The sequence below is a fragment of the Bacillus sp. PDNC022 genome (genome assembly GCF_016919285.1).
Classification (GTDB): Bacteria; Bacillota; Bacilli; order Bacillales; family Bacillaceae; genus Bacillus; species Bacillus safensis.
Map to the genome: position 1 here is coordinate 2,136,973 of NZ_CP070345.1, position 20,996 is coordinate 2,157,968.

The 20,996-nt window shown below is 37.7% G+C and carries 17 protein-coding genes and 1 pseudogene; 6 read left to right on the plus strand and 12 right to left on the minus strand.

Annotation, left to right across the window (positions count from 1 at the left end):
- Positions 1–11: 11 nt before the first annotated feature.
- Positions 12–743: a MurR/RpiR family transcriptional regulator gene (locus JVX94_RS11085; RefSeq protein WP_205183081.1), complete on the minus strand. Its 732-nt coding sequence runs from the start codon at positions 741–743 to the stop codon at positions 12–14.
- Between the two features lie 198 nt (positions 744–941).
- Here JVX94_RS11085 and JVX94_RS11090 point away from each other — a divergent pair, with 198 nt between their 5' ends.
- Positions 942–2,270, plus strand: coding sequence for a 6-phospho-beta-glucosidase (locus JVX94_RS11090; protein WP_205183083.1), 1,329 nt, complete (start codon positions 942–944; stop codon positions 2,268–2,270).
- 33 nt (positions 2,271–2,303) lie between these two features.
- On the opposite strand, the gene JVX94_RS11095 is transcribed toward JVX94_RS11090, so the two are convergent.
- Complete coding sequence (locus tag JVX94_RS11095; RefSeq protein WP_186318702.1) at positions 2,304–2,966, minus strand: DUF3885 domain-containing protein; 663 nt, start codon at positions 2,964–2,966, stop codon at positions 2,304–2,306.
- 86 nt (positions 2,967–3,052) lie between these two features.
- Between JVX94_RS11095 and JVX94_RS11100 the strand changes: the two genes are divergently transcribed.
- Positions 3,053–3,253, plus strand: coding sequence for a hypothetical protein (locus tag JVX94_RS11100; RefSeq protein WP_095407919.1), 201 nt, complete (start codon positions 3,053–3,055; stop codon positions 3,251–3,253).
- A gap of 10 nt (positions 3,254–3,263) precedes the next feature.
- On the opposite strand, the gene JVX94_RS11105 is transcribed toward JVX94_RS11100, so the two are convergent.
- On the minus strand, positions 3,264–4,175 hold the full coding sequence (locus JVX94_RS11105; RefSeq protein WP_095407918.1) for an NAD(P)/FAD-dependent oxidoreductase: 912 nt from the start codon (positions 4,173–4,175) through the stop codon (positions 3,264–3,266).
- 64 nt (positions 4,176–4,239) lie between these two features.
- Positions 4,240–4,677, minus strand: coding sequence for an Rrf2 family transcriptional regulator (locus JVX94_RS11110; protein ID WP_205183086.1), 438 nt, complete (start codon positions 4,675–4,677; stop codon positions 4,240–4,242).
- A 172-nt stretch (positions 4,678–4,849) separates the two neighbouring features.
- Here JVX94_RS11110 and JVX94_RS11115 point away from each other — a divergent pair, with 172 nt between their 5' ends.
- The gene (locus tag JVX94_RS11115) at positions 4,850–5,221 is read left to right on the plus strand and encodes a hypothetical protein (RefSeq protein WP_046314086.1); all 372 of its coding nucleotides are present in this window, start codon (positions 4,850–4,852) and stop codon (positions 5,219–5,221) included.
- 90 nt (positions 5,222–5,311) lie between these two features.
- On the opposite strand, the gene JVX94_RS11120 is transcribed toward JVX94_RS11115, so the two are convergent.
- Positions 5,312–6,637 (minus strand): 6-phospho-alpha-glucosidase, encoded by a 1,326-nt coding sequence (locus JVX94_RS11120; protein WP_095407916.1) that lies wholly within the window; start codon positions 6,635–6,637, stop codon positions 5,312–5,314.
- Between the two features lie 17 nt (positions 6,638–6,654).
- Positions 6,655–8,244 carry an alpha-glucoside-specific PTS transporter subunit IIBC gene (locus tag JVX94_RS11125; RefSeq protein ID WP_095407915.1) on the minus strand — a complete coding sequence of 530 codons (1,590 nt, stop codon included), beginning with the start codon at positions 8,242–8,244 and terminating at the stop codon, positions 6,655–6,657.
- 148 nt (positions 8,245–8,392) lie between these two features.
- Here JVX94_RS11125 and JVX94_RS11130 point away from each other — a divergent pair, with 148 nt between their 5' ends.
- On the plus strand, positions 8,393–9,157 hold the full coding sequence (locus JVX94_RS11130) for a MurR/RpiR family transcriptional regulator (RefSeq protein WP_205183089.1): 765 nt from the start codon (positions 8,393–8,395) through the stop codon (positions 9,155–9,157).
- A 144-nt stretch (positions 9,158–9,301) separates the two neighbouring features.
- On the opposite strand, the pseudogene JVX94_RS11135 reads toward JVX94_RS11130, so the two are convergent.
- The 3 genes and pseudogenes from JVX94_RS11135 to JVX94_RS11145 form a co-directional block, all read right to left on the minus strand.
- Positions 9,302–9,745, minus strand: a pseudogene (locus tag JVX94_RS11135) (SMI1/KNR4 family protein); the annotation flags it as partial.
- A 107-nt stretch (positions 9,746–9,852) separates the two neighbouring features.
- On the minus strand, positions 9,853–10,827 hold the full coding sequence (locus tag JVX94_RS11140) for a tRNA dihydrouridine synthase (protein WP_144472533.1): 975 nt from the start codon (positions 10,825–10,827) through the stop codon (positions 9,853–9,855).
- Positions 10,828–11,231: 404 nt separating this feature from the next.
- Complete coding sequence (locus JVX94_RS11145; RefSeq protein WP_240193755.1) at positions 11,232–12,368, minus strand: response regulator aspartate phosphatase; 1,137 nt, start codon at positions 12,366–12,368, stop codon at positions 11,232–11,234.
- A gap of 351 nt (positions 12,369–12,719) precedes the next feature.
- On the opposite strand from JVX94_RS11145, the gene JVX94_RS11150 reads away from it, so the two are divergent.
- Positions 12,720–13,202 carry a hypothetical protein gene (locus JVX94_RS11150; RefSeq protein WP_205183095.1) on the plus strand — a complete coding sequence of 161 codons (483 nt, stop codon included), beginning with the start codon at positions 12,720–12,722 and terminating at the stop codon, positions 13,200–13,202.
- Between the two features lie 55 nt (positions 13,203–13,257).
- Positions 13,258–13,827 carry a hypothetical protein gene (locus JVX94_RS11155; RefSeq protein ID WP_205183097.1) on the plus strand — a complete coding sequence of 190 codons (570 nt, stop codon included), beginning with the start codon at positions 13,258–13,260 and terminating at the stop codon, positions 13,825–13,827.
- Between the two features lie 142 nt (positions 13,828–13,969).
- On the opposite strand, the gene JVX94_RS11160 is transcribed toward JVX94_RS11155, so the two are convergent.
- The 3 genes from JVX94_RS11160 to JVX94_RS11170 form a co-directional block, all read right to left on the minus strand.
- Positions 13,970–18,355: an NACHT domain-containing protein gene (locus tag JVX94_RS11160; RefSeq protein WP_205183100.1), complete on the minus strand. Its 4,386-nt coding sequence runs from the start codon at positions 18,353–18,355 to the stop codon at positions 13,970–13,972.
- Between the two features lie 244 nt (positions 18,356–18,599).
- The gene (gene rlmD, locus JVX94_RS11165) at positions 18,600–19,985 is read right to left on the minus strand and encodes a 23S rRNA (uracil(1939)-C(5))-methyltransferase RlmD (protein ID WP_205183103.1); all 1,386 of its coding nucleotides are present in this window, start codon (positions 19,983–19,985) and stop codon (positions 18,600–18,602) included.
- Between the two features lie 61 nt (positions 19,986–20,046).
- Positions 20,047–20,955 carry a diacylglycerol kinase gene (locus JVX94_RS11170; protein WP_024424554.1) on the minus strand — a complete coding sequence of 303 codons (909 nt, stop codon included), beginning with the start codon at positions 20,953–20,955 and terminating at the stop codon, positions 20,047–20,049.
- Between the last annotated feature and the right edge of the window lie 41 nt (positions 20,956–20,996).

A 20,996-nucleotide genomic window follows, 5' to 3' on the forward strand; every position in this document is an offset into this window, starting at 1 on the left:
CAGCGGCTCTTTTACTTTTCTTTTAACATCGCAAACATGTCACGGGCCATGGCTTCTAAAATATACACAACTGGCGTCTGTGTGGTGATATTGGCTCTGTGGACCCGCTCATCTGTGACGTAGTAGGCAATATTTAAATCTGAAATGCGCGAAATCGTGCAGTGCTGGTTATTCGTAATACTAATGATCTTGCTGCCTTCTCTTTTTAACTTCGAAATATGATCAATCGTAATACTGTTCTCTCCTGATACAGACAGCACAATAGTGACACTATTGTCTAAATACTGCATATTCATCGGGAAAAACGGATCATTGATGTAAAATGAAAATTTCTCAAGACTTGAAAAGTACCTCGCCCCATACTGCGCCAAAATGCCAGAACTGCCAGTTCCGATAAACAGCACATTTTTTGCCTCAGCAATAAGCTTCGCGGCCTCCTTAATTTTCCCCTCAAAGTCTCCCTTCAAGGTTCGTTCAATAAATTCATATAGAAAGTGCTGTGTACTTTTTAAAGAAGGTGTCTGCTCTGATTCTAAATACATTTTGAGCTTCACTTTAAACTCTGAAAAGCCATCACAGTTTACTTTTCGGCAAAAGCGAAGGACAGACGAAGTGGAAATATGCGCAGCATCTGCAAGGTCTCGAATTCTCATGTACACGACCTTTTCACTGTTTTCCATGATATATCGGTATAAAGCGCTTTCTAGTCCATTAAAGCTGGAAATGATCTCACTTGAAAACATCTGACTTCCCCTTTCTCCAACATCATGTCACAATGTGTTTCTTTTATGTAACAAATCTCTAAATAGGGCACCCTTGCCTAAAGACGCTGAAGTCATTTACGCACAAGATGCTCTCACGATAAGCTATAGATGTACAAAACAAAAAAAGACTTTTTTCTATTATAACATTGCGCGTTACATTATTCGGAGGTGCAGAACATGGCAAAAGGATTAAAGGTTGTCACAATTGGCGGAGGATCAAGCTATACACCAGAGCTTGTAGAAGGATTCATTAAACGGTACGATGAATTTCCGATTAGCGAACTTTGGCTCGTTGATATTGAAGCGGGAAAAGAAAAGCTTGAGATCGTCGGAAATCTTGCAAAACGCATGGTCAAAAAAGCAGGTCTTCCAATCGAGGTTCATTTAACATTAGATCGCAGGAAAGCACTTGTAGATGCTGATTTTGTCACAACACAATTCCGTGTCGGACTTCTTGAAGCACGCATGAAGGATGAACGCATTCCTTTAAAATATGATGTCATTGGTCAAGAAACAAATGGTCCAGGAGGGCTATTCAAAGGACTTCGCACCATTCCTGTCATTCTTGATATTGTCAAAGACATTGAAGAGCTTTGCCCGAATGCATGGCTTGTGAATTTCACAAATCCAGCTGGTATGGTCACTGAAGCCGTTCTTCGTTATTCAAACCATCGTAAAGTCGTTGGTTTATGCAACGTGCCTATCGGCATTCGCATGGGAATCGCCAAAGGGCTTGATGTCGACGCAAGCAGAGTTGAAGTCAGCTTTGCTGGATTAAACCATATGGTCTTTGGACTCAATGTATTCTTAGATGGCAAAAGCATCATGGATCAAGTCATCGAAGACATGGCTGATCCAAACTCTAGCATGTCGATGAACAACATTCAGGCGATTCCGTGGGATGCTGATTTCTTAAAAGGGCTTGGCGCCATTCCTTGTCCGTATCACCGTTACTACTACAAAACAAGTGATATGCTGGCTGAAGAAAAGAAAGCAGCAGCAAATGAAGGAACACGTGCTGAAGTCGTTCGCGCATTAGAAAATGATTTGTTCGAGCTTTACAAAGACCCTGATCTCGACATCAAGCCGCCACAGCTTGAAAAACGAGGCGGTGCCTACTACAGTGATGCGGCTTGTAACTTGATTGCATCCATTTATAACGACAAGCATGACATTCAGCCTGTAAACACCATTAATAATGGGGCAATTAGTGACATTCCAAATGATTCTGCGGTTGAACTCAACTGCGTTATCACAAAAGACGGTCCTAAACCAATCGCTGTTGGTGAAATGCCAGTCGCTGTCAAAGGACTCATTTCTCAAATTAAATCCTTTGAACGTGTAGCTGCTGAAGCAGCCGTGACAGGTGATTACAACACAGCTCTTGTCGCAATGACCATCAACCCGCTTGTCCCATCAGATGCCATTGCAAAATGCATCCTAGATGAAATGCTAGAAGCACACAAAGAATATTTGCCACAGTTCTTCAATAAAGTAGAAGCATAAAAAGAAGCCGCACTTGTCGAAAGTGCGGTTTTCTTATTTCTCTGTAAACAACTGATCCATCTGAGGGCGGTCATAGTCTAATAGCCAGTGCTGTAAGCCTTCATAGACTGGCCGAAGACGCTCAGTATCTGCCGCAATAAGATCACAGCCTCGATCATCATATAAGTGGAAAATCATCTGTTTTGAGAGATTGATGAGATAAATTTCATAACCAAGCTTCCCGTTCAAAATTTGATTCGGTGCATAGAAATCCTCTTGGCATATGGCATGCAGCAGTGGGCGTAATCGTATATCTTGCAGCTGGCAAGTCAACGTAAATCTCTCCAATGTCAGGGGCTCATCTAGTTCTGATATGACATAGGTCAAAAGCTCGTGACGCAATCGTTTGCGTACTTGCCGGCGAACATATTTCTGATAAACTAGGAGCTTTTTCTTCATTAATTCATGTTCATGCTGCGTATAGACATCTGTGACAAATAGAATATCGTCTTCTGGATCAAAAGCATATCTGACAATTTTCAAAGCACGATCCCCTGCTTTTTCTAATACAACCGATTCTTCTCCTAATGACCAATCTGCCACTTCAAAGCGAAGCCCAAAAGGCCATTCATAAAAAAGAGGCGGCGTGAGGACAAGATCAGGAAAATGACTTTTTAAAAAACTAGTGGTTTGCTCGCTCATTTCATGTCCTTTCATTAGTTTTATTTCTTATTTTACCGTTGAAACTGATGGAAATAAACTGTAATTTTTTATATGATAGAAAAAGATGGAGATGTAACCAATTGAAAAAATGGTTTTTACAGGTGTTCTTCACCGCATTGATCACTATGTGGATACAGGCTGGACTTGATCAGGCGAACATCATTCAGATCACCAATGTTTGGGTCGATGCCAGCAGCTGGCTCCTGATCTTCTTTGTTATCTACGCAATTTTTGAATGGACAGCTCACGTCTTAACAAAACGAAAAACCGCTCTCCGCTGAACATCTCTTTTCAAAGAGATGTTTTTTCTTGGAACTCTTCTTGCACAAATTCATGAATGACGCCCATTCCTGCCTGGCTTCCAGCTGCTGCTGCAAGAACTAACTGAGCAGGGCCGCCTAAATTATCCCCACACGCAAAGACTCCACTGACGGTTGTACGTCCAAGAATATCTGTTTCAATCCCCGCATTCTTCGTCATTTGACAGCCAAGCTTTTCGGCAAATGGGGCTGACTGCTTGAATTCACTTGCGACAAAACCACCTTCCCTTTTCACTGTCTCCCCATTCGCAAGCTGGAGAGCGCGCAGCTGCCCATTGTCATGATCAATCGACACAATTGGCTCATCAATGACTTGAATAGAATGTGCCGTCAGAAGTGCCTTGTCCTCTTCAGCCAACACGTGCCCATTTGTAAACACGATCAAATCCTTTGTCCAATTGGAAAGAAGCTTAGCCATATGCAAGGCTCGCTGATTCTCTGCAATAAGGGCAAGTGCTTTGTCCTTTAATTCCCATCCATCACAGAAAGGACAGCTAAACAACGTTTTTCCGTACACATCATGAATTCCTTCGATCTCTGGCAGAATATCCTGAAGTCCTGTTGCCAAAATGATTTTTTTCGCTTCGAATGTATCCCCCTCGTGTGTCAGTAACGTAAAGCTTTCCTCTTTCTTTTGTATATCAACAATTCGACTTCGTTTGATTTTAATACTAGGGTATTTTTGAAGGTCTGCCTCTCCGGCTTGTCTGATTTCAAACGGTGTCATTCCATCGTTTGTAATAAATCCATGTGATTCCTGCGTCACTCGATTTCTTGGCAGCTCATCATCAAATACAATGACCTGCTTTCTGCCTCTCCCTACAACAAGTGCTGCACTTAATCCGGCTGGTCCGCCTCCGATAATGGCACAATCTAATAACATATCAATCTCTCCTTTTTATTCAAGACTTTAAAGACTCTTAATATCTATAATTAGTTCAAAAAAATCACATATTGAAAAATGGATTTTTTTCTGTCTGCTCAATTTGGTTCGCAATATCAATTAACCGTTTTTGACTTAACGTCTCCTGCATTTTCCTTTCCACATCCTGCATGACTTGTTCAATCAAACAGCCATCATGAGGCATGAAGGAGTCATGCTCTAAAGAGCAGCGAAATAAATTCGTTTGTCCTTCTACAGCTTGAATGACATCTAAAAACGAAATGTCTTCCTTTCGTTTGATAAGGGTATAACCTCCCTTTGCACCAGGTGTTGACTCAATCAATCCCGCCTTCACAAGCTTTGTTAAAATTTTGGATAAATAGGTTGGTGAAAGGTCTTGCATCTTAGCAAGAGGCTCAACGCCAATCGCTTTACCCTTTGGCACAAGAGTTAAAAATACCATCGTATGCAGCGCATAGTTGGTCGCTTTAGAATATTTCATGGGGAAATTCCTTTCTATCTATTATAGACCTTTTATATCTGTAATTGATCATAGATGATTCAAGAGAAAAAAGCAAGTGTTGTGGATCTGCTCCACTTTTCACATTTCCTTCCGATAATAGAAGTAAGCACAGAATAAAGTTTTGATTGAGAACGAGAAGGAGTGAAGAAAAATGTCAGATCAACAGCACAATGCAGCACACGAAGAAGAAGAGGAATTTAACGTATACGACATGCTTCCGCCCGCAGGTACAATCATCGGAGAAGCAACAGAAGAAGAAATGGAAGCCGCAGCAGCACTTGAAGTGAGACATGTCGCGTTCATGCGCCTTCAAGATATGTTCATTCAATTTGATGGCTCGTCTTACAAAGACTTATTAAAAGACTTCCAAGAATTCGAATTGGATTCCACAAAATTCTGGAGAGCCATTGCTAGACGTCTTCAAATTCCATACGAATGGCCAATCCGAATCGACCACGCAAACGGCCCTATTTACATTGGTGAAACAGAGGATAGCCGTGAGGTTGAGGAGAGTGCAGAGTAAGGGGGCCTTTTCCTCTCCATCACAATACATCGGTTAAAAAAACAAATAAGCAATATGAGCGCTGTGACGCCCATATTGCTTATTCTCGTGTTAAGTTAACTCTGGCCAAAATGCTTGATTTGCCACAATTAAGTCGTCTAAAATATCTTTTGCTACTTTAGCACTCGGCACCGTTTTCGATAATGTAATAGCCTGCCATAGTTTTTGATAGGACCCTTCTTCAAATGCTTCTACTACTAATTTTTCTACGCCAACTTGCTGCTCCATGAGACTTTTTTGGAATCTTGGAATCTCTCCAACTACTAATTTTTCTGGACCGCTGCTGCCAACGATACAAGGAATTTCGACCATGGCTGTTGGATCAAAGTTCCTAATGGCGCCATTGTTCTCTACAATCATCAGCATCCGTTCCTTTTTATTAAAAGCAATAGCTCTTGCTAAATCAACGATATAGGAAGCGTGCTCATCAATGGTCAGCTTTGTATCCTTTGCAGTTCCTTTATCAATGATAGCCTGACATTCACTAAAAACAAAAGCTTCCCGCCCCTCCATCACTTCATTGGCACGCGTGAACGCTATGTTTGAATGTGCCACTTCTTCATCTGGAAATAGATAGTATTTCAAATACGTATTCGGTACCGTTTTTGGATCAAGTGCTTGAATATCTTTAGCCTTTTTTAATGTGCTGTTCCAGCTCTTCTGCTGTTCTAATTCAGATGTTCCATCTGTTGCATAACCATGCTCGCTTACATGCTTAATCACCTCAGGCATTAAGCTATTTCCAGCTTTATCTCGAATATCTGTCCACCAGCCAAAATGATTTAAACCATAATAATCGACTTCTAGTTCTTTCCGTGAAGATAAGCCTAAATTCTTTGCAATTAATTCTTCGATGCCAATTGGCATATCACATATGTTTAAAATCCTAGAATTCGGTCTTAGCTTACGTGTTGCCTCTGCTACTATCGCTGCAGGGTTAGAATAGTTTAACATCCAAGCTTCAGGTGAGTATTTTTCCATATAATCGACAAGTTCTAATACACCTGGAATGGACCGCATTCCGTAAGCGATCCCGCCTGGACCGCATGTTTCCTGTCCGACGACTCCATGCTTCAATGGAATTTTCTCATCTAATTCACGCATTGCATATTTGCCGACACGGATATGTGCCATCACAAAATCGACTTGAGTAAAGGCTTCTTCTGGGTCCGTGCTTGCCAGTAATCGCACTTCTGGTGCTCGTTCTTTTAACATAATCTCACATGCATCTGCAATCGTCTTTTGTCTAGCTTCATCATTATCATAGAGTTTAATTGTATGAATTGGGAACTCCTCTAAATAGTCTAACAGCATCAAAATGATCCCTGGTGTAAATGTACTTCCTCCTCCAGCGATCGTAATATTAAATTTTTTCATGATATCCAGCTCCTTTTTCAATCTAATGAAAGTTTTGTCTCAAAGGACTCTCTCACTTGCGGTACACTTAAGCCAACAATGATCTGAATGCTTTGACCACTCTTCGCCATTCCGTGTGCCAGTTTATTTTTTGTAAAGTATTCTCTATCTTTCACCAAGCTAGGGTCAATCACTGTAATTCGCAGACGCGTGGCACAGTTTGTCACATCTTTAATGTTTTCTTTACCGCCGAGGCCTTCTAAGAAATAAACGGCTTTCTCTTCATACTCAGACGCATAAACGGGCGCTTCCTTTTGGTCATGAGCTTTTTTATGAGCATTCTCATAATCTTGTTTTGTATATAGCCTCGTCTCCTCCTCATGTTTTCGTCCTGGTAATGGAATATCAAATTTCACAATCATCCATCTAAATATGACAAAATACAATGCTGTAAAGAGAAGTCCAATCACCGCTTGGATTAGATAAATCCCTCCATGATTTGAAGAGAGCGGAATCCAGTTCAATGCAGCTATTTCAATAAGCCCGGAACCCATCATGCCCACAACACCAAACATATTCATGATTGTCACCATGGTCGCTCCAAGAAGTGCATGTATCACAAATAAATAAGGCGCGAGAAATAGAAATGTAAATTCAAGCGGTTCTGTAATTCCGGCAAATATGGCTGTTAATGTGGCGGGTAATACCAATGCCAAAACCTTTTTTCTATTTTCTTTCGGTGTTGAAAAATACATGGCTAAAGCTATCCCTAAACAGCCGAACATCTTAATATTCCCATGCAATAAAAATCCGTATGGATAAAGATCCTTCAAATCGGAAGTGGAGGACGCAAATTCATTTAAGTGAGCAATCCAATATGGTTTTAATCCCCCATTTACAGCCGCTGGACCAAACTCAAAAGGTGTATAAATAAAATGGTGAAGTCCTGTTGGAATTAACACCCTTTCCAAGAAATGAAACAGCCAGACACCAATATAACCAGACTGTGCCATGAACCCTTGGAGAGATTGAATCCCCTGCTGAACATAGGGCCATACAAAAGCCACGATAAAAGCAATAGGAATCATTACAAAGAATCCGATGATGACAACAAATACAAGCCCCTGGAAAATCCCAAGCATCTCAGGCAGCTTTTGATCATAAAAACGATTATGGATCCAAATGACAATTCCAGATATCATCACCGCACCAATGATACTTGTATCCAGTGTAGGTATACCTGCAATTTCTTTTACACCCGCTACGTTCTCGACACCTTGCGATAAATCAACACCAAAAGTAGACGGCCAAAGTGTCAAAATAGCATGAATATAATTGTTGAATACGAGATAAATCATTAAAGCTGCGAGTGTCGCACGTGCTTGCGCTTTTTTCGCAAGTGAGATGGGCAATCCAATCACAAAAGCTAGTTCCATATGATTGAAAATCGTCCATCCCCCGCTTTCAATCAGTGACCAAACCTTGTACCACATCGTACCTTCTGCAGCCATTTCCCCCATAATCGCTGGATTCTTACATAAAGTCGCGAGGCCGACAACAATACCAAAAAACGCGAATAAAAGTACAGGAACTACCATAGCACTGCCAAATCGCTTGATTGCATTCATAAGCATAACCCCTTTGCTTGATCCATAACACCACTGTAAAGGGAGCGCTTACAAAAACCAATAGGTTTGACGTATTTAGAAATCAAGTTGTAACATTAGATTATATTTTCACAGGAAGAAAATATTTTCATGTTGGAGGGCACATCCCATGATACTGGATAAGCTGGTTAATAAACACTTCGAAGATTTAAATAAGAATGACCTGCATATTATTAAAACGATCCATGATCATCTTGAAAAAATGAAGACAATGAAAATTCAGGACCTTGCCCGTTATGCTCATACTTCCATCTCATCCATTCACCGGCTTGCCAAGAAAATAGGGTTCGACGGCTACAGCGACTTAAAGTCTTATGTGAAATTAAATGCTTTCACTGAAGAGACCACACAGGATTTAATGCAGCTGCTTGATCAAGATATCCGCCAGACAAGAAAATATATGGAGCAGCTCGACTTTCATCAATTAAATCAACTGATTGATCGCGCACCGTATATTTATATTTATGGGACAGGAACAGCACAGCTCGATTTGGCCAATGATGTACAGCGGCAGCTATGGTCACTGCATAAAAAATCTCAAGTATTACGAAGCAAGCGGGACTTAACAGATGGAATCATTGAATTTGGTGAGGATGACCTTTTATTTATCATTTCTTTATCGGGTGAATCGAAGAATTTAGATGAAATCATTCAATTGGTGAAAACGAGACATATCAAATTTATCAGCATGACCACTTTAAGGAATAACCTCCTTGCACAAAATGCCATGTTTAACATCTATGTAAGCAGCACCCCGTTTCACTTATATAACAAAGTGGACAACTCCAGCTTTCTGCCTTTTTATATTGTGGCAGATATTATCGTCAGGAAATTTAGTGAGTGGAAAGTGAACCAATTGAATAATAGGACTTAAACATAACAGATACAGTTTTGGAGAGAGATTCAATGTTGCTTTACAAAAAAAAGAGAGACTCTTTTGTCTCTCTCAAAAAATACTGTATAACAACGGTTTTAATGAAATATATCTACTTGCGGCTGCCTTTTCCTTTTCATGTTATTCAGCGGTATAATGACCAGCAAGCAGTTCATCAAACGAATCCGCTAATTTGAAATCCGTCTCATCTTCTAGATCAAAGTAGTGAATCGGCGGATGCTCCTTTGTTTCTCTATAATCCAATGCAATCCACGTATGACCATCCCCACAAATGAGTACAAGTCCCTCAGGCAATTCCCATTCTTCTATTAAATAATCACTATCCATAATGCCTTCATCTTTGGCAATCCCTCTTAAATGATCAAATGACACATGATCCTCTGCCCATCCATGCGGCTGATCCGTAGGAAAAGCGTTATGCAGGGTATACCCGCCATTTTGTTCGAGAATCAGTTTTTTATATGTATCCGGCAAGATGACGCCTAGCTTCTTTTCCGCTTTTGCAATGCCTTTCTCATTGATTTTCTTAAATGTTTCTTCACTTTCTCTATCCCAAAATGGTTTCAAATAAAATACCTCCAATTGTTATTTCTATCTCATTTTACCATTTAAGAGAAATAGTTTAATAGTCCTATTTAATAAAAAAAGAGAAGGGTTACCCCTCCTCTTGTTGGTCATGATTGGTCTTGATTTCTCGCTTCAAATTCATCCAGCATTGCACGCACTTCATCTGTTGATGATGTGTTCATTAATTGATTTCTTAAGAAACTCGCTCCTCTGAATCCTTTTACATAAATCTTAAAGAAACGGTGCAGTGCCTTGAATGGACGCAAACCTAGTGATGAGTATTGATCATGAAGATCAAGATGTAATCTTAAAAGACCAAGCAGTTCATCACTTGTATGCTCCTTCGGCTCTTTTTCAAAAGCAAATGGGTTATGGAAAATCCCACGTCCAATCATCACGCCGTCTATTCCATACTGCTTAGCGAGCTTTAAGCCTGTTTGACGATCTGGAATATCACCATTGATTGTCAAAAGAGTATCAGGTGCTACTTCATCACGAAGTTTTTTGATCTCAGGAATGAGCTCCCAATGCGCATCAACCTGGCTCATTTCCTTTCTTGTACGAAGGTGAATCGATAAGTTCACAATATCTTGCTCCAAAATATGTCTAAGCCACCCGCGCCATTCATCGACTTCTGTAAAACCAAGTCTTGTTTTGACGCTGACAGGTAATCCCCCAGCTTTTGCCGCTTGAATCAGCTCTGCGGCAACGTCTGGACGAAGAATCAAGCCGCTGCCCTTCCCGTTTTGCGTGACATTCGGGACAGGACAGCCCATATTAATATCAAGCCCCTGAAATCCCAATTCCGCCATTCCAATACTCATTTGTCTAAAGTTTTCAGGCTTGTCTCCCCAAATATGAGCAACAATCGGCTGCTCATCCTCTGTAAACGTTAAACGCCCCTTCACACTTTGAATACCATCAGGGTGGCAATAACTCTCACTGTTCGTAAACTCTGTAAAAAACACATCCGGTCTCGCCGCCTCACTCACAACATGACGAAACACAACATCTGTCACTTCTTCCATTGGTGCTAATATAAAAAATGGCCGCGGTAAATCACGCCAGAAATTTTTACTCATCTTTCATCCAATTCCTCTCATGACATAGCGCCTTAAAGGGCATGTCCTTCTGTAAATTCTTTCAGCAATTTTTATCATTATATACTTTTGTAAGGATTCAACGCAAAAGGAGTATAAAATGAACAAAAAACTATCAACACTTTATAAAATATCAAAAATTTGAGGAGACGTAAACGCCGTTCAAAAGCTACTTCTGGGAAACGTGTCACGCGACGGGCAGCAGGAACAGCATCCGGCAAACTAATGAAAAGATATTCAAATAAAAAAGCCCTATGCAGGGGCTTTTTAAATTGTAATTGCCTTTTCTGTTACATGATAAGTGTTAGAAGTAATGATTTTATCAAGTGACCAACCGGCAGCGAATAACACAGAAAAAATTGTTAAACTGATAAATAACTTTTTCATCATAACGCCTCCGCCATTTTTAGTATTTGTTGTTGTGCTTTAATGGTCTTTTTTAGATATTCTCTATTCAATTCAAAATTCCCTTTTTGATAATGATAATCTGCGAGTTTTTCTGATAACTCCGCTACATCTTGCCACAAACTTTTGCTTTCTAAATAACTGAGGCTTTCATTTACCTCCGATTCATTATATTCTTCAAAAAGCGCATAAATGATTTTTAATTTAGCTATATATTCTTGATCGTCTGCAAAATTAGCTCTATTTAAGCCAATGGTGAAATATTGGTTTCCTCTATCTTTTTTATCTTGTTCGTAGAATACCCAGGACAACATATAAAGTGTTCTAATTCCCGAGATCGTTTCGGCATGTTCTTTTATTTGAATTGAATTTAGAAATTCATTTTCTGCGGTTTCAATTTCTCCGGCTCTTTTTTTCACTAAACCTAAATTATGATGTATTACACCAATAATCCGTTGGGCTGTTTCCTCATTAAGCTCTTGAGCCATGCTCAAGGCTTCCCTATAATAAGATTCTGCCTCATCTAAGCGGTATAAGTCGTACATATTCGCTCCAAATTTGATATTACAACCGACTACTTTTGCTTTGTAAAACTCGCTTGTTGAATACATTTCTTTTGCTTTTTCCAAATGGTTTAACGATACGAAATGTTGATCAATGCGATAATATGCATCAGCTAGTTTGTAATGAAATTCGGCTCTTTCTATATCATCGGGAACATTCTTTAAATGTTCTTCAGCAGCCTTGTAAAAATTTATAGCAGCAACATAATTTTTTTGGTGGAATTCGTGCATACCTCTAAAGAAGTTTGAATAGTAGTCAAGCGTTCCTTTGACGTGGGGCTGTTTGTTCTCTATTTCTCTGAGTAAATCGGGTAAAGTGGGGCGTTGTTGATTCATTTCAATAGGCACAAGACTTTCAAGCATGAGTCGATGCCTAAACTCCATTAATTGATAATATAGCAGTAAATCTTGATCCTCTTCCATGTTCTCTATTTCTCTTTCAACCTGTTCTTTTAAAATCTCTGCATCCGGCACGCTAAATGTCCTTATAAATCTATACCAATCATTTATCAATATACCAACTTGAGAAGAAAGAATTTTCTCCACTCCTACCATCTCCTTTCTTGCTATTCCCTATAATGACATATATTATCATTTTCGAAATATTTCCACACCGAAAAGAAACCGCAATTTTTCCATAATATAAAATACAATTATATAGACACACAAATGTATAACGTTGTGAAAATACAGTATTAAAATACTATTTACCCTTAATTTGGTTGTTGTTACAATTTTTATGTAAATCAAGAAAGGAGTGATTATCTTATATAAAAGTCCTATAAGAATTTAAGACATATGCCACTGTTTTTTCTCAAGATGTATTTTATAATTGAGGCTTGAACAACAAGATTTTTTTAGCACTATAAACAGCCTCTTCATTAAATTTTCGGAGGCGAAATTACTATGACTTTTAGAAAGAAGTTTGTTCCTGTACTATTAAGCGCAACTTTATTAACTTCCGGTCTTGGTGCGACTACTGCGTTTGCAGCGGAGCCAACTAAATCAATAGCACCAGTACATACGAAGGTATATAAAACATCTTTACAACAAGCCGCAGCAAATAACAGCACTAGCCCTATTCAGTCAAATGCTTTAACAACTCAAACAGCCACAAACGGGGAAGTTTCTACTCAAGGTGCTGTTTCATGGTCATATAAAGCATTCCGAGGTGCTTTACGTTCTGGTGGATGGTTACTATCAAAAGCATTGAAACCCTTTAATCCAAAGGCTGCTGCTTGGATCAGAAAGAAATCTGCTAAAATCGCAAAGGTAATGGATAAAGGGGAAAAGTGGACAGAAAAACAGTTTGTAACAGCTTTTATTAAAATGGGTGCACCTAAAGATGTTGCTAAAACTTTGGCAAAATTCATCATTACTCTTATTTAAATAAACAATAAGTGCTATTAGTTTTCTAATAGCGCTTTTTTATGGAGGGTATATATTGTCTTTTTCTTATGTGATTTTATTGACTTTTTTAATACTTCTTTTAGTTTCTATCATATTTTATACTTTTTTAAGGAAAAAAAATGTTGTAGATGAACCCCCAGGTGCTATTGCTGCCGTTCTTCTTATTTTACTAATATGTTTTTCCCTTGGTTTCGTCATTGCTATTCCGACTTTCATGCTTTACCTAGTATCATTGGGAGTAAATTTTCTTTTCGGCGAATACATAACTTATGATTCATTTTTCTCTTTGGTGACTTTTTCTTTGTTAGTTAGCATCATCGTAATTTTTTGGTCATTTATAGTTTTATTTATAGGGAAAGGAATCATTTTTTTGTTGAAGGTCCCAAAATGGATAACTTATATTTTAGAATTTTTTGCTTCGTGGGCTCTTATTTACTTCACGATTAAATATGTACTAAATTTAAAGATAATTGAAGTTTCTATATGGGGGAATGGTGTATTAATTTTATCTTTCTTTGTTAGCTTTTTATACATTGGTCTTGATATCATATCCACTGCGCTGGATCAAAAAAATCAGAATATAGAAGAAGAACCCCCTATCTAGACAAGGGGGTTATTTATATATAGAATTTTAAATTTATCCAGTTAACATAAAGATGCGAATATAGATTACACGAGATATCTGATAGTTAATTAAAAGATCTAAAGGTGTAAAATGATGCACATAATAGTTATGCAACAACGTCTTATCTTTCCATTAGTTTTTGACTCAAGGACCTAATTTGACCAAATTGATTTTCGAACATCAAATCCCATATATTAAGACATTCATTTGCAATAGCTTTTATCTCAGGAATAGTTGAGTTAGAGGTTTCGTCATATAATCCAATGATTAATTTAGAAATTTCATCTTCTATCCCCCAAATCTCTTCAAACTTACCAACTTCGTTTCCAAGTAAGTGGTGACTCATTGAAAATATAATATCTTTGTAATCAACTATTGATTTTGATTTTTCTTCAAGATAATGAACAAATGCATGTACTATTCTACGGTTTAAACCAGAATTCATTATTTCAATCATAAAATCCTTATCTCTCTTTAAATCTATAAGATTATCATAAAATAACCTTGAAATCGGAATCTCCATATCTAATTTACTTGCCTTAAATTTAAGCATTATATTCTTTGCTGATGAATTAAATTCATCTTTATTGAAATAATTAATTGTCATATGGAGAATTGCTTTTGCTTGTACTTCACTCATTTTATCAACATTATTCATTACTTGTGTAAATTCTTTTTTTAGAATAAACATCTCTGAAAGACAATGTCCACCCATTTCAACTAATCTTTCATCTTCAGATTTGTAGCATTTTTTAATAACTTCTAATACTCGTTCGCGATACTTCGGATATAGTAAAAAGAGCATTTTTTTCGTACCAAAGAAGCCCGCTAGCTTATAATCTTGTTCATATTGAAGTAAAATTAATTCTGATGCCCAATCCCTTTCAATGTTATATGAAGGCCATAATGCGAGTAAACTAGCAAATTTAACTGCCGGATTTTCATCCAATGCCAGCTTTTCAATTGTATCTTTAAACTGTTTAAACAAAGTTCTTTCATTCCATAATAACTCAGCTATAGCTTGAGCTGAGTTACCTCTTACACAGTTTAATGCATTACTTTGTAGCATACTAAAGCTACGCATTTCTTTATCCTCATTATTAGTTATATTCGATTCTCCTAATTCTGGATTTTTGTGGTTGATCGCAATATCCTTTAGAATGTCTAAAATCCCTTGAGACCATTTTACGTTTTTCCTGTCTCTAATGATTGAGCAAATGTCATTCGCCCGATATGAGGTATAATCATATGGATAGGTCAAAATCATTTTTTCCAATAACTCTACCGGCACATTACTCAATGCCTTACTAGATGCAACGCCACTAAATAAGGAATCTACGTATGATTCCAGAACTTTCTCTTTATTTAAAAGAACTAGATTTATCATTCTTTCAGGTTCCTCGGAAACAGCTTTACTAAAACTACTTGCAAATTCTTCAATAGAAGAACTAATAAAACCTTCTGGAACCTCTATCCATCTGGAAGAATCTTTTTGAATAAGTTTTTTATTAGTTAAAATCTCTATCCACTTTTTGTTATTTAATTTTTTCCCCGCCACGGGTGAGCTTATCCATCCGCTGTGCCCATCCGAATATTTATATAAAGTTGACCCTTTAGGGAATTTACGTCTTAAAATACGTAGCAAATCCTTTGCTTGAATACTTAAACGATTATAGGGAAGAATTTCTAGAATTTCTTTTTGGAAATCACCCCAAAAACTCCAATAAACTGTATAACCATTTTTTTCTTTATTATAATCAATTCTTCTTCGATATACATCTTTAGCTTGTGGAGATAGATAACTTTGAATTCGGTTTTCCAATACACTAAAAATAGCTTCACTGCAGTATCTCGCATGCTTTTTTAATATTTGTTTGGCAAAAAATAATTTATCACCATTGCCACTTGTATTATCGAATATGTTACTGTTGAAATCACTGCATAAATAATTAATTACAACATCGCTATAACTTTCTGACACTCTGAATAATCCATCCAATATAATTTCATTAAATAAATCATTACCTTTTCCCATGAATTCTTTATAGCGATCAAAGAATTTTTTTGGTTGTTGAGAAATTATTGCTGCATTCGCTTTTTTTATAATTTGGATAGCAGCCCTTTCTAGCCCTCTTTTATGAATATAATATCCAGACCACTCACTATAAATAAAGCTTGTGTCTTCTTCTATTGGAACGAATGGTAATAATAAATTAAGAACCTCTTCTCCATTATTTTTTAAAATTTTAGAGTCATCATACAGTATTTCATCTTCGTAAGTATAAATTTGTTCCCCCTTGCTTTTAATTTTATTTTCCAACAAAAAAGACACTAGCCGTATTGTTCTTATTTCATCATTTTTGAGCATCGCCTTAAAATCGAGATAGTCATCAGCCATTGACGGATAACGTTGATAAAATTTCAGTCTTAATTCAAATAACTCATCCGTATCATCATTTATATCGTGAAAAAAACATTTAGAAAATTTATTATCGTCTTCCTGAGAATTAAATGCATATTTTTCAATGAACATAATATCATCAGCCTCAAAATTCGGGCTTATACTTACGAACAAATTGATAACCATATCTTTCTTAGATGGGGTGTTAAACCATTTCTCTAAAACACCATTTTGCCTAAGCAACTTAATATAATTGGTCTTAGAAAATATAACGTTATTAATAATATGATTACTGTATATTTCATTTTCGCAGTTATTCACAATAAAATTTTGTATATTTTCATCTATATTATCTATCTGGTTTAACACCTCGAAGAAAACAAATTTGACAAAATACCTGATTTGTTTTGCTTCAAACATTTTTTGTCCAACAGTAATAAAATCATGGCTATCAATTTCAAATAAATTTTGCATAAACATTTGCACTTGATATCTTTTACCAGGTGTTTGTTTATCTTTAGCCCCAATAATATCTACGATATCTTCACCATCATAATATCTATGAAGCATCTTATCTGCTAAAAAACAGTCTAATATAGACTGATGAGCGAATGAAACTTTTCTATCCTGAATTATTAAGAAAGCATTTGAAGATAAGAATTCTAAGGTTGATTTATTTTCGTTTAATATACTTAAAGGAATAAATATTCTACTAGACTTTTCTAAAAAAGTTACCATCTTATCTTTAATCTGAGTTAGATTGTCTTCTCTCAATCCAAACTCAAAACATTTTTCGGACAGCTGTCCCCACCATTCTGAGATCAAATGGCTTGCGGTAGAACATTCTGCATATACTTTGCCAGGGTCTAGCTGTTTCCAAATATATAAATTGCTTGGAATTCTTAGTATCTCTTTCAATTTACTTGTTAGTTGCTCATAACGCTTTCCAACAATACCCTCAACTAATTCCTCGTCCAACTCATTAACCTGAACCCTATCCCATTGAATAACGTCCTCTTTTGAATCATCTTTTTTAAATAATGCTCTAATATTATTATCGTTTTCCAAATCATGAGTTCGACACACAAAAACAACAGATATCTTGTTTTTTCTATCATTATTCAATGTCTCTACTTGATTAATAATCTGAGAGCATACTAATAAAGCATCTCTAGAATGAGCAAGAGTCCAGCGTAGGGCATCCAACTGATCCAAAATAATTACTGCCTTTTCATTTTTAGAAACACTGTGAATACAATGAGTGATTGATGCAGGTAATCCTAAATCTTCTCCCCACTTCTCGGCAGTCATACTGGGAACTCGTTTATCTAATTTAATTGCTAAATACGGTATCTCATTTTCTTCACAATAATTGATAACATCTTCTGTACATCCACTTTTCCCTCTTCCAGCCTTTCCATGTATTATTAAAGATTTCTCTGAATCTAATGCTTCTCTACATAAAGAAAATTCTTTTCTCTTTATAAGACTATTATCCAACGGAATAAAAGTTGATTTATATTCGCAATTCAACTCCTCTAGCCTAGGCTTGATTTGTTCATTAGACGAAAGGTGTTTATTCCCTCCTAACAAATAATCGGCCCTTAGCTCCTCAATTGTTCTTATAATTTCCCCTTCTGATTTACCAATTGACTCATCAACCATTGATACAATTGCCTTGTCTTTAATATCTAATAACGACTCTCGAAAATTTACTAGTATTTCAAATAACTCAGAGAAGTACTCTTCAAAATCACTCGGTTTCTTAATAGGTGTATGCTTAAATTCATCTTTTTTAATATTGACAAATTCGACCGCTTCTTGTGCTAGTTTCTTAAATATATCTTGGTAATCTTCCTTTGTAGTGTTATATGCATAAAATACTCTTTGTATTATTGTCTCAACAGTCTTGCTCTGTTGAAGAAACTCTATAAAATAGTTACTATCAACCTCAGTATTATCAAACTTACGATTAAATTCATTAACTGTATCTTGTATGTCTTTAATTAATCTCTTTTCACCTCGATTTGTTAAACCTTTTGACAAAAGATAACCCGCAAAATTTGGGGCTATCAAAGTTCCTGCTATATATGCTAAAATGCTCACTATTATTCCCCCCTAATCGACGACCATGATTTTTCTTATATTCCAATAACAAACCTTCTCATCATCGTTTTAATTACCAATTTTACATTTTATTCATATTTCTATTATATCAAAAAGTTAAAATAAATTTTCTGTGAATTGTCTGATTAAGTACCAGCAGTTACCGACAAAGAGTTTGAGGGCTCTTCAACTAAAACTTTGTTAATCCCCCTACTATAAAAAAAGAAGACAACACCCATACGGGTTAGTTGCCTTCTTTTAAAATAAGTTGCGCCACACATTCCACATGTGAGGTATGCGGAAACATATCCACAGGCTGTACTTCCTCTGTCACATACCCGCCATCTTCAAGAATACGCAAATCACGAGCAAGCGTCCCTGGGTTACAGGAGACGTAAACAACACGGTTTGGTTTCATCTTTAAAATGGTGTCAAGCAGTGCTTCGTCGCAGCCTTTTCTTGGCGGATCGACGACGAGGGTGTCTGCTTTGATGCCTTCTTTGTACCAGTTTGGGATGACGGTTTCTGCTTCGCCGACTGCGAATTCAACGTTATTGATTCCGTTTAAGGCCGCGTTGCGTTTTGCATCTTCAATTGCTTCTGGGACAATTTCGACCCCATATACTCTGCCTGCTTTTTGTGCGAGAAATAAGGAAATCGTACCGATTCCGCAGTAGGCATCGATGACGGTTTCTTCGCCTTGCAGCTCTGCATATTCAAGCGCTTTGTCGTAAAGTACCTTTGTTTGGGCTGGGTTCACTTGATAAAATGAGCGGGCCGAAATGGCAAATTTGATGTCGCCAATCGTGTCATAAATGTATTCTTCGCCCCATAAAACGGTTGTTTCGTCTCCGAAAATGACATTTGTTTTCTTTGAATTCACGTTTTGTACAATTGACCGAACGTGTGGGAAGCGTGCTATAATCTGCTCAATCACCTGCTGCTTTTGCGGAAAATCAGCTGTTCTAGTAACAAACACAACCATCATTTCACCTGTTGCAATACCGTAGCGAACCATCACATGACGCAGCCAGCCTTTGTGCCGCTCTTCGTTATATGCTTTGATGCCAAACGCATTGCATATGTCTTTTACTGCCTGTACCACTTCATCGTTTTCTGACTGCTGAATCAAACATTTTTCCATATCAATGATTTCATGGGTACGCTGTTGATAAAACCCTGCAACAAGTCCGCCTTCGCGTTCGCCAACTGGAACTTGTGCTTTGTTTCGGTAATTCCAAGGGTCTTCCATGCCGAGTACAGGATGAACTTTTACACGGCTCATATCAAGCTTGCCGATCCGCTCTAAAACGTCCTTTACTTGTTTCTGTTTAAATAGCAGCTGCCCTTCATAGCTCATATGCTGAATTTGACAGCCGCCGCACTGCTTGTAAATGGGACATGGCGCATCTTGCCTGTGCTGACTTTCCTTTGTCAGCTCCATGAGTCGTCCAAAAGCAAATCCTTTTTTGACTCGTGTGACTTTGATTTGCCCTTGTTCGTCAGGAAGGGCATTTGGTACAAAGACAGGGAATCCTTCAATTTTTGCTACACCTGCACCTTCATGCGTTAAGTCTTCGAAGGTTACATTGTAGTATTCATTCTTTTCAACAGGCGGTTTCATTTTCACCAATTTTATCACCTCATTTGCAAAGAAAAACTTGGCCGCCATAAGGAACCAAGTTCAGTCTTCACCCTATTTTTTCAGCTGTTGCTTTTGGCACAATAAATTCAATATGGCGATACAGATTTTCAAATTCACCTGGCAGCATGCCGCCGTATTCACCATCTAAATTCAATTGCATTTTATCTTTTACATCTACCTTCACGCGATTCGCTTTTGCGTAGATGACATTGTTATCATGAATATGCTCGCCTCTGAGAGCAAGGCTGACCACTCGAATGGCTTCTGCTAGATTGACCTTCTTTAGAATAATCAGGTCAAACATCCCATCATCTAAAATGGAATCTGGCGCTAGTTTTTCAAAGCCGCCTACTGAGTTTGTGAGTGAAACAAGGAACAGCATGATTTCTCCATGAAACAATTTGCCGTCATATTCAATTTCGACTTCTGTCGGGCGGATTGAAGGAAGCATCTCCATGCCTTTTAAATAATAAGCAAGCTGTCCAAGCATGGTCTTCAGTTTACTAGGCACCTCATAGGTGAGTTCTGTTAACCGGCCGCCGCCAGCAATATTAATAAAATAATGGCCATTGACTTTACCGATATCAAGCGGCTTCGCTACACCCTCAATAATGGCATCTGTCGCTTTCAAAACACCTTCTCGTGGAATGCCAAGTGCTCTTGCGAAATCATTTGTCGTTCCAACTGGAATAATTCCTAGTTTCGGTCTTTTTTCAAGCGGTGCTAGTCCGTTGACGACTTCATTGATCGTGCCGTCTCCACCTGCTGCTACAATTAAATCAAAATCTCTCTGTGCGGCTTTTTCTGCTGCTTGCGTGGCATCTCCTGCACATGTCGTCGCATGACAAGAAGTTTCATAGCCAGCTTGTTCAAATTTTTGCAAAACCTGCGGTAAATTCTTCTTGAAGAGTTCACGCCCAGATGTCGGATTGTATATAATTCGAGCACGTTTCATTCATCATCATCCTATATTCATTATGCAATCTATTTTCACCA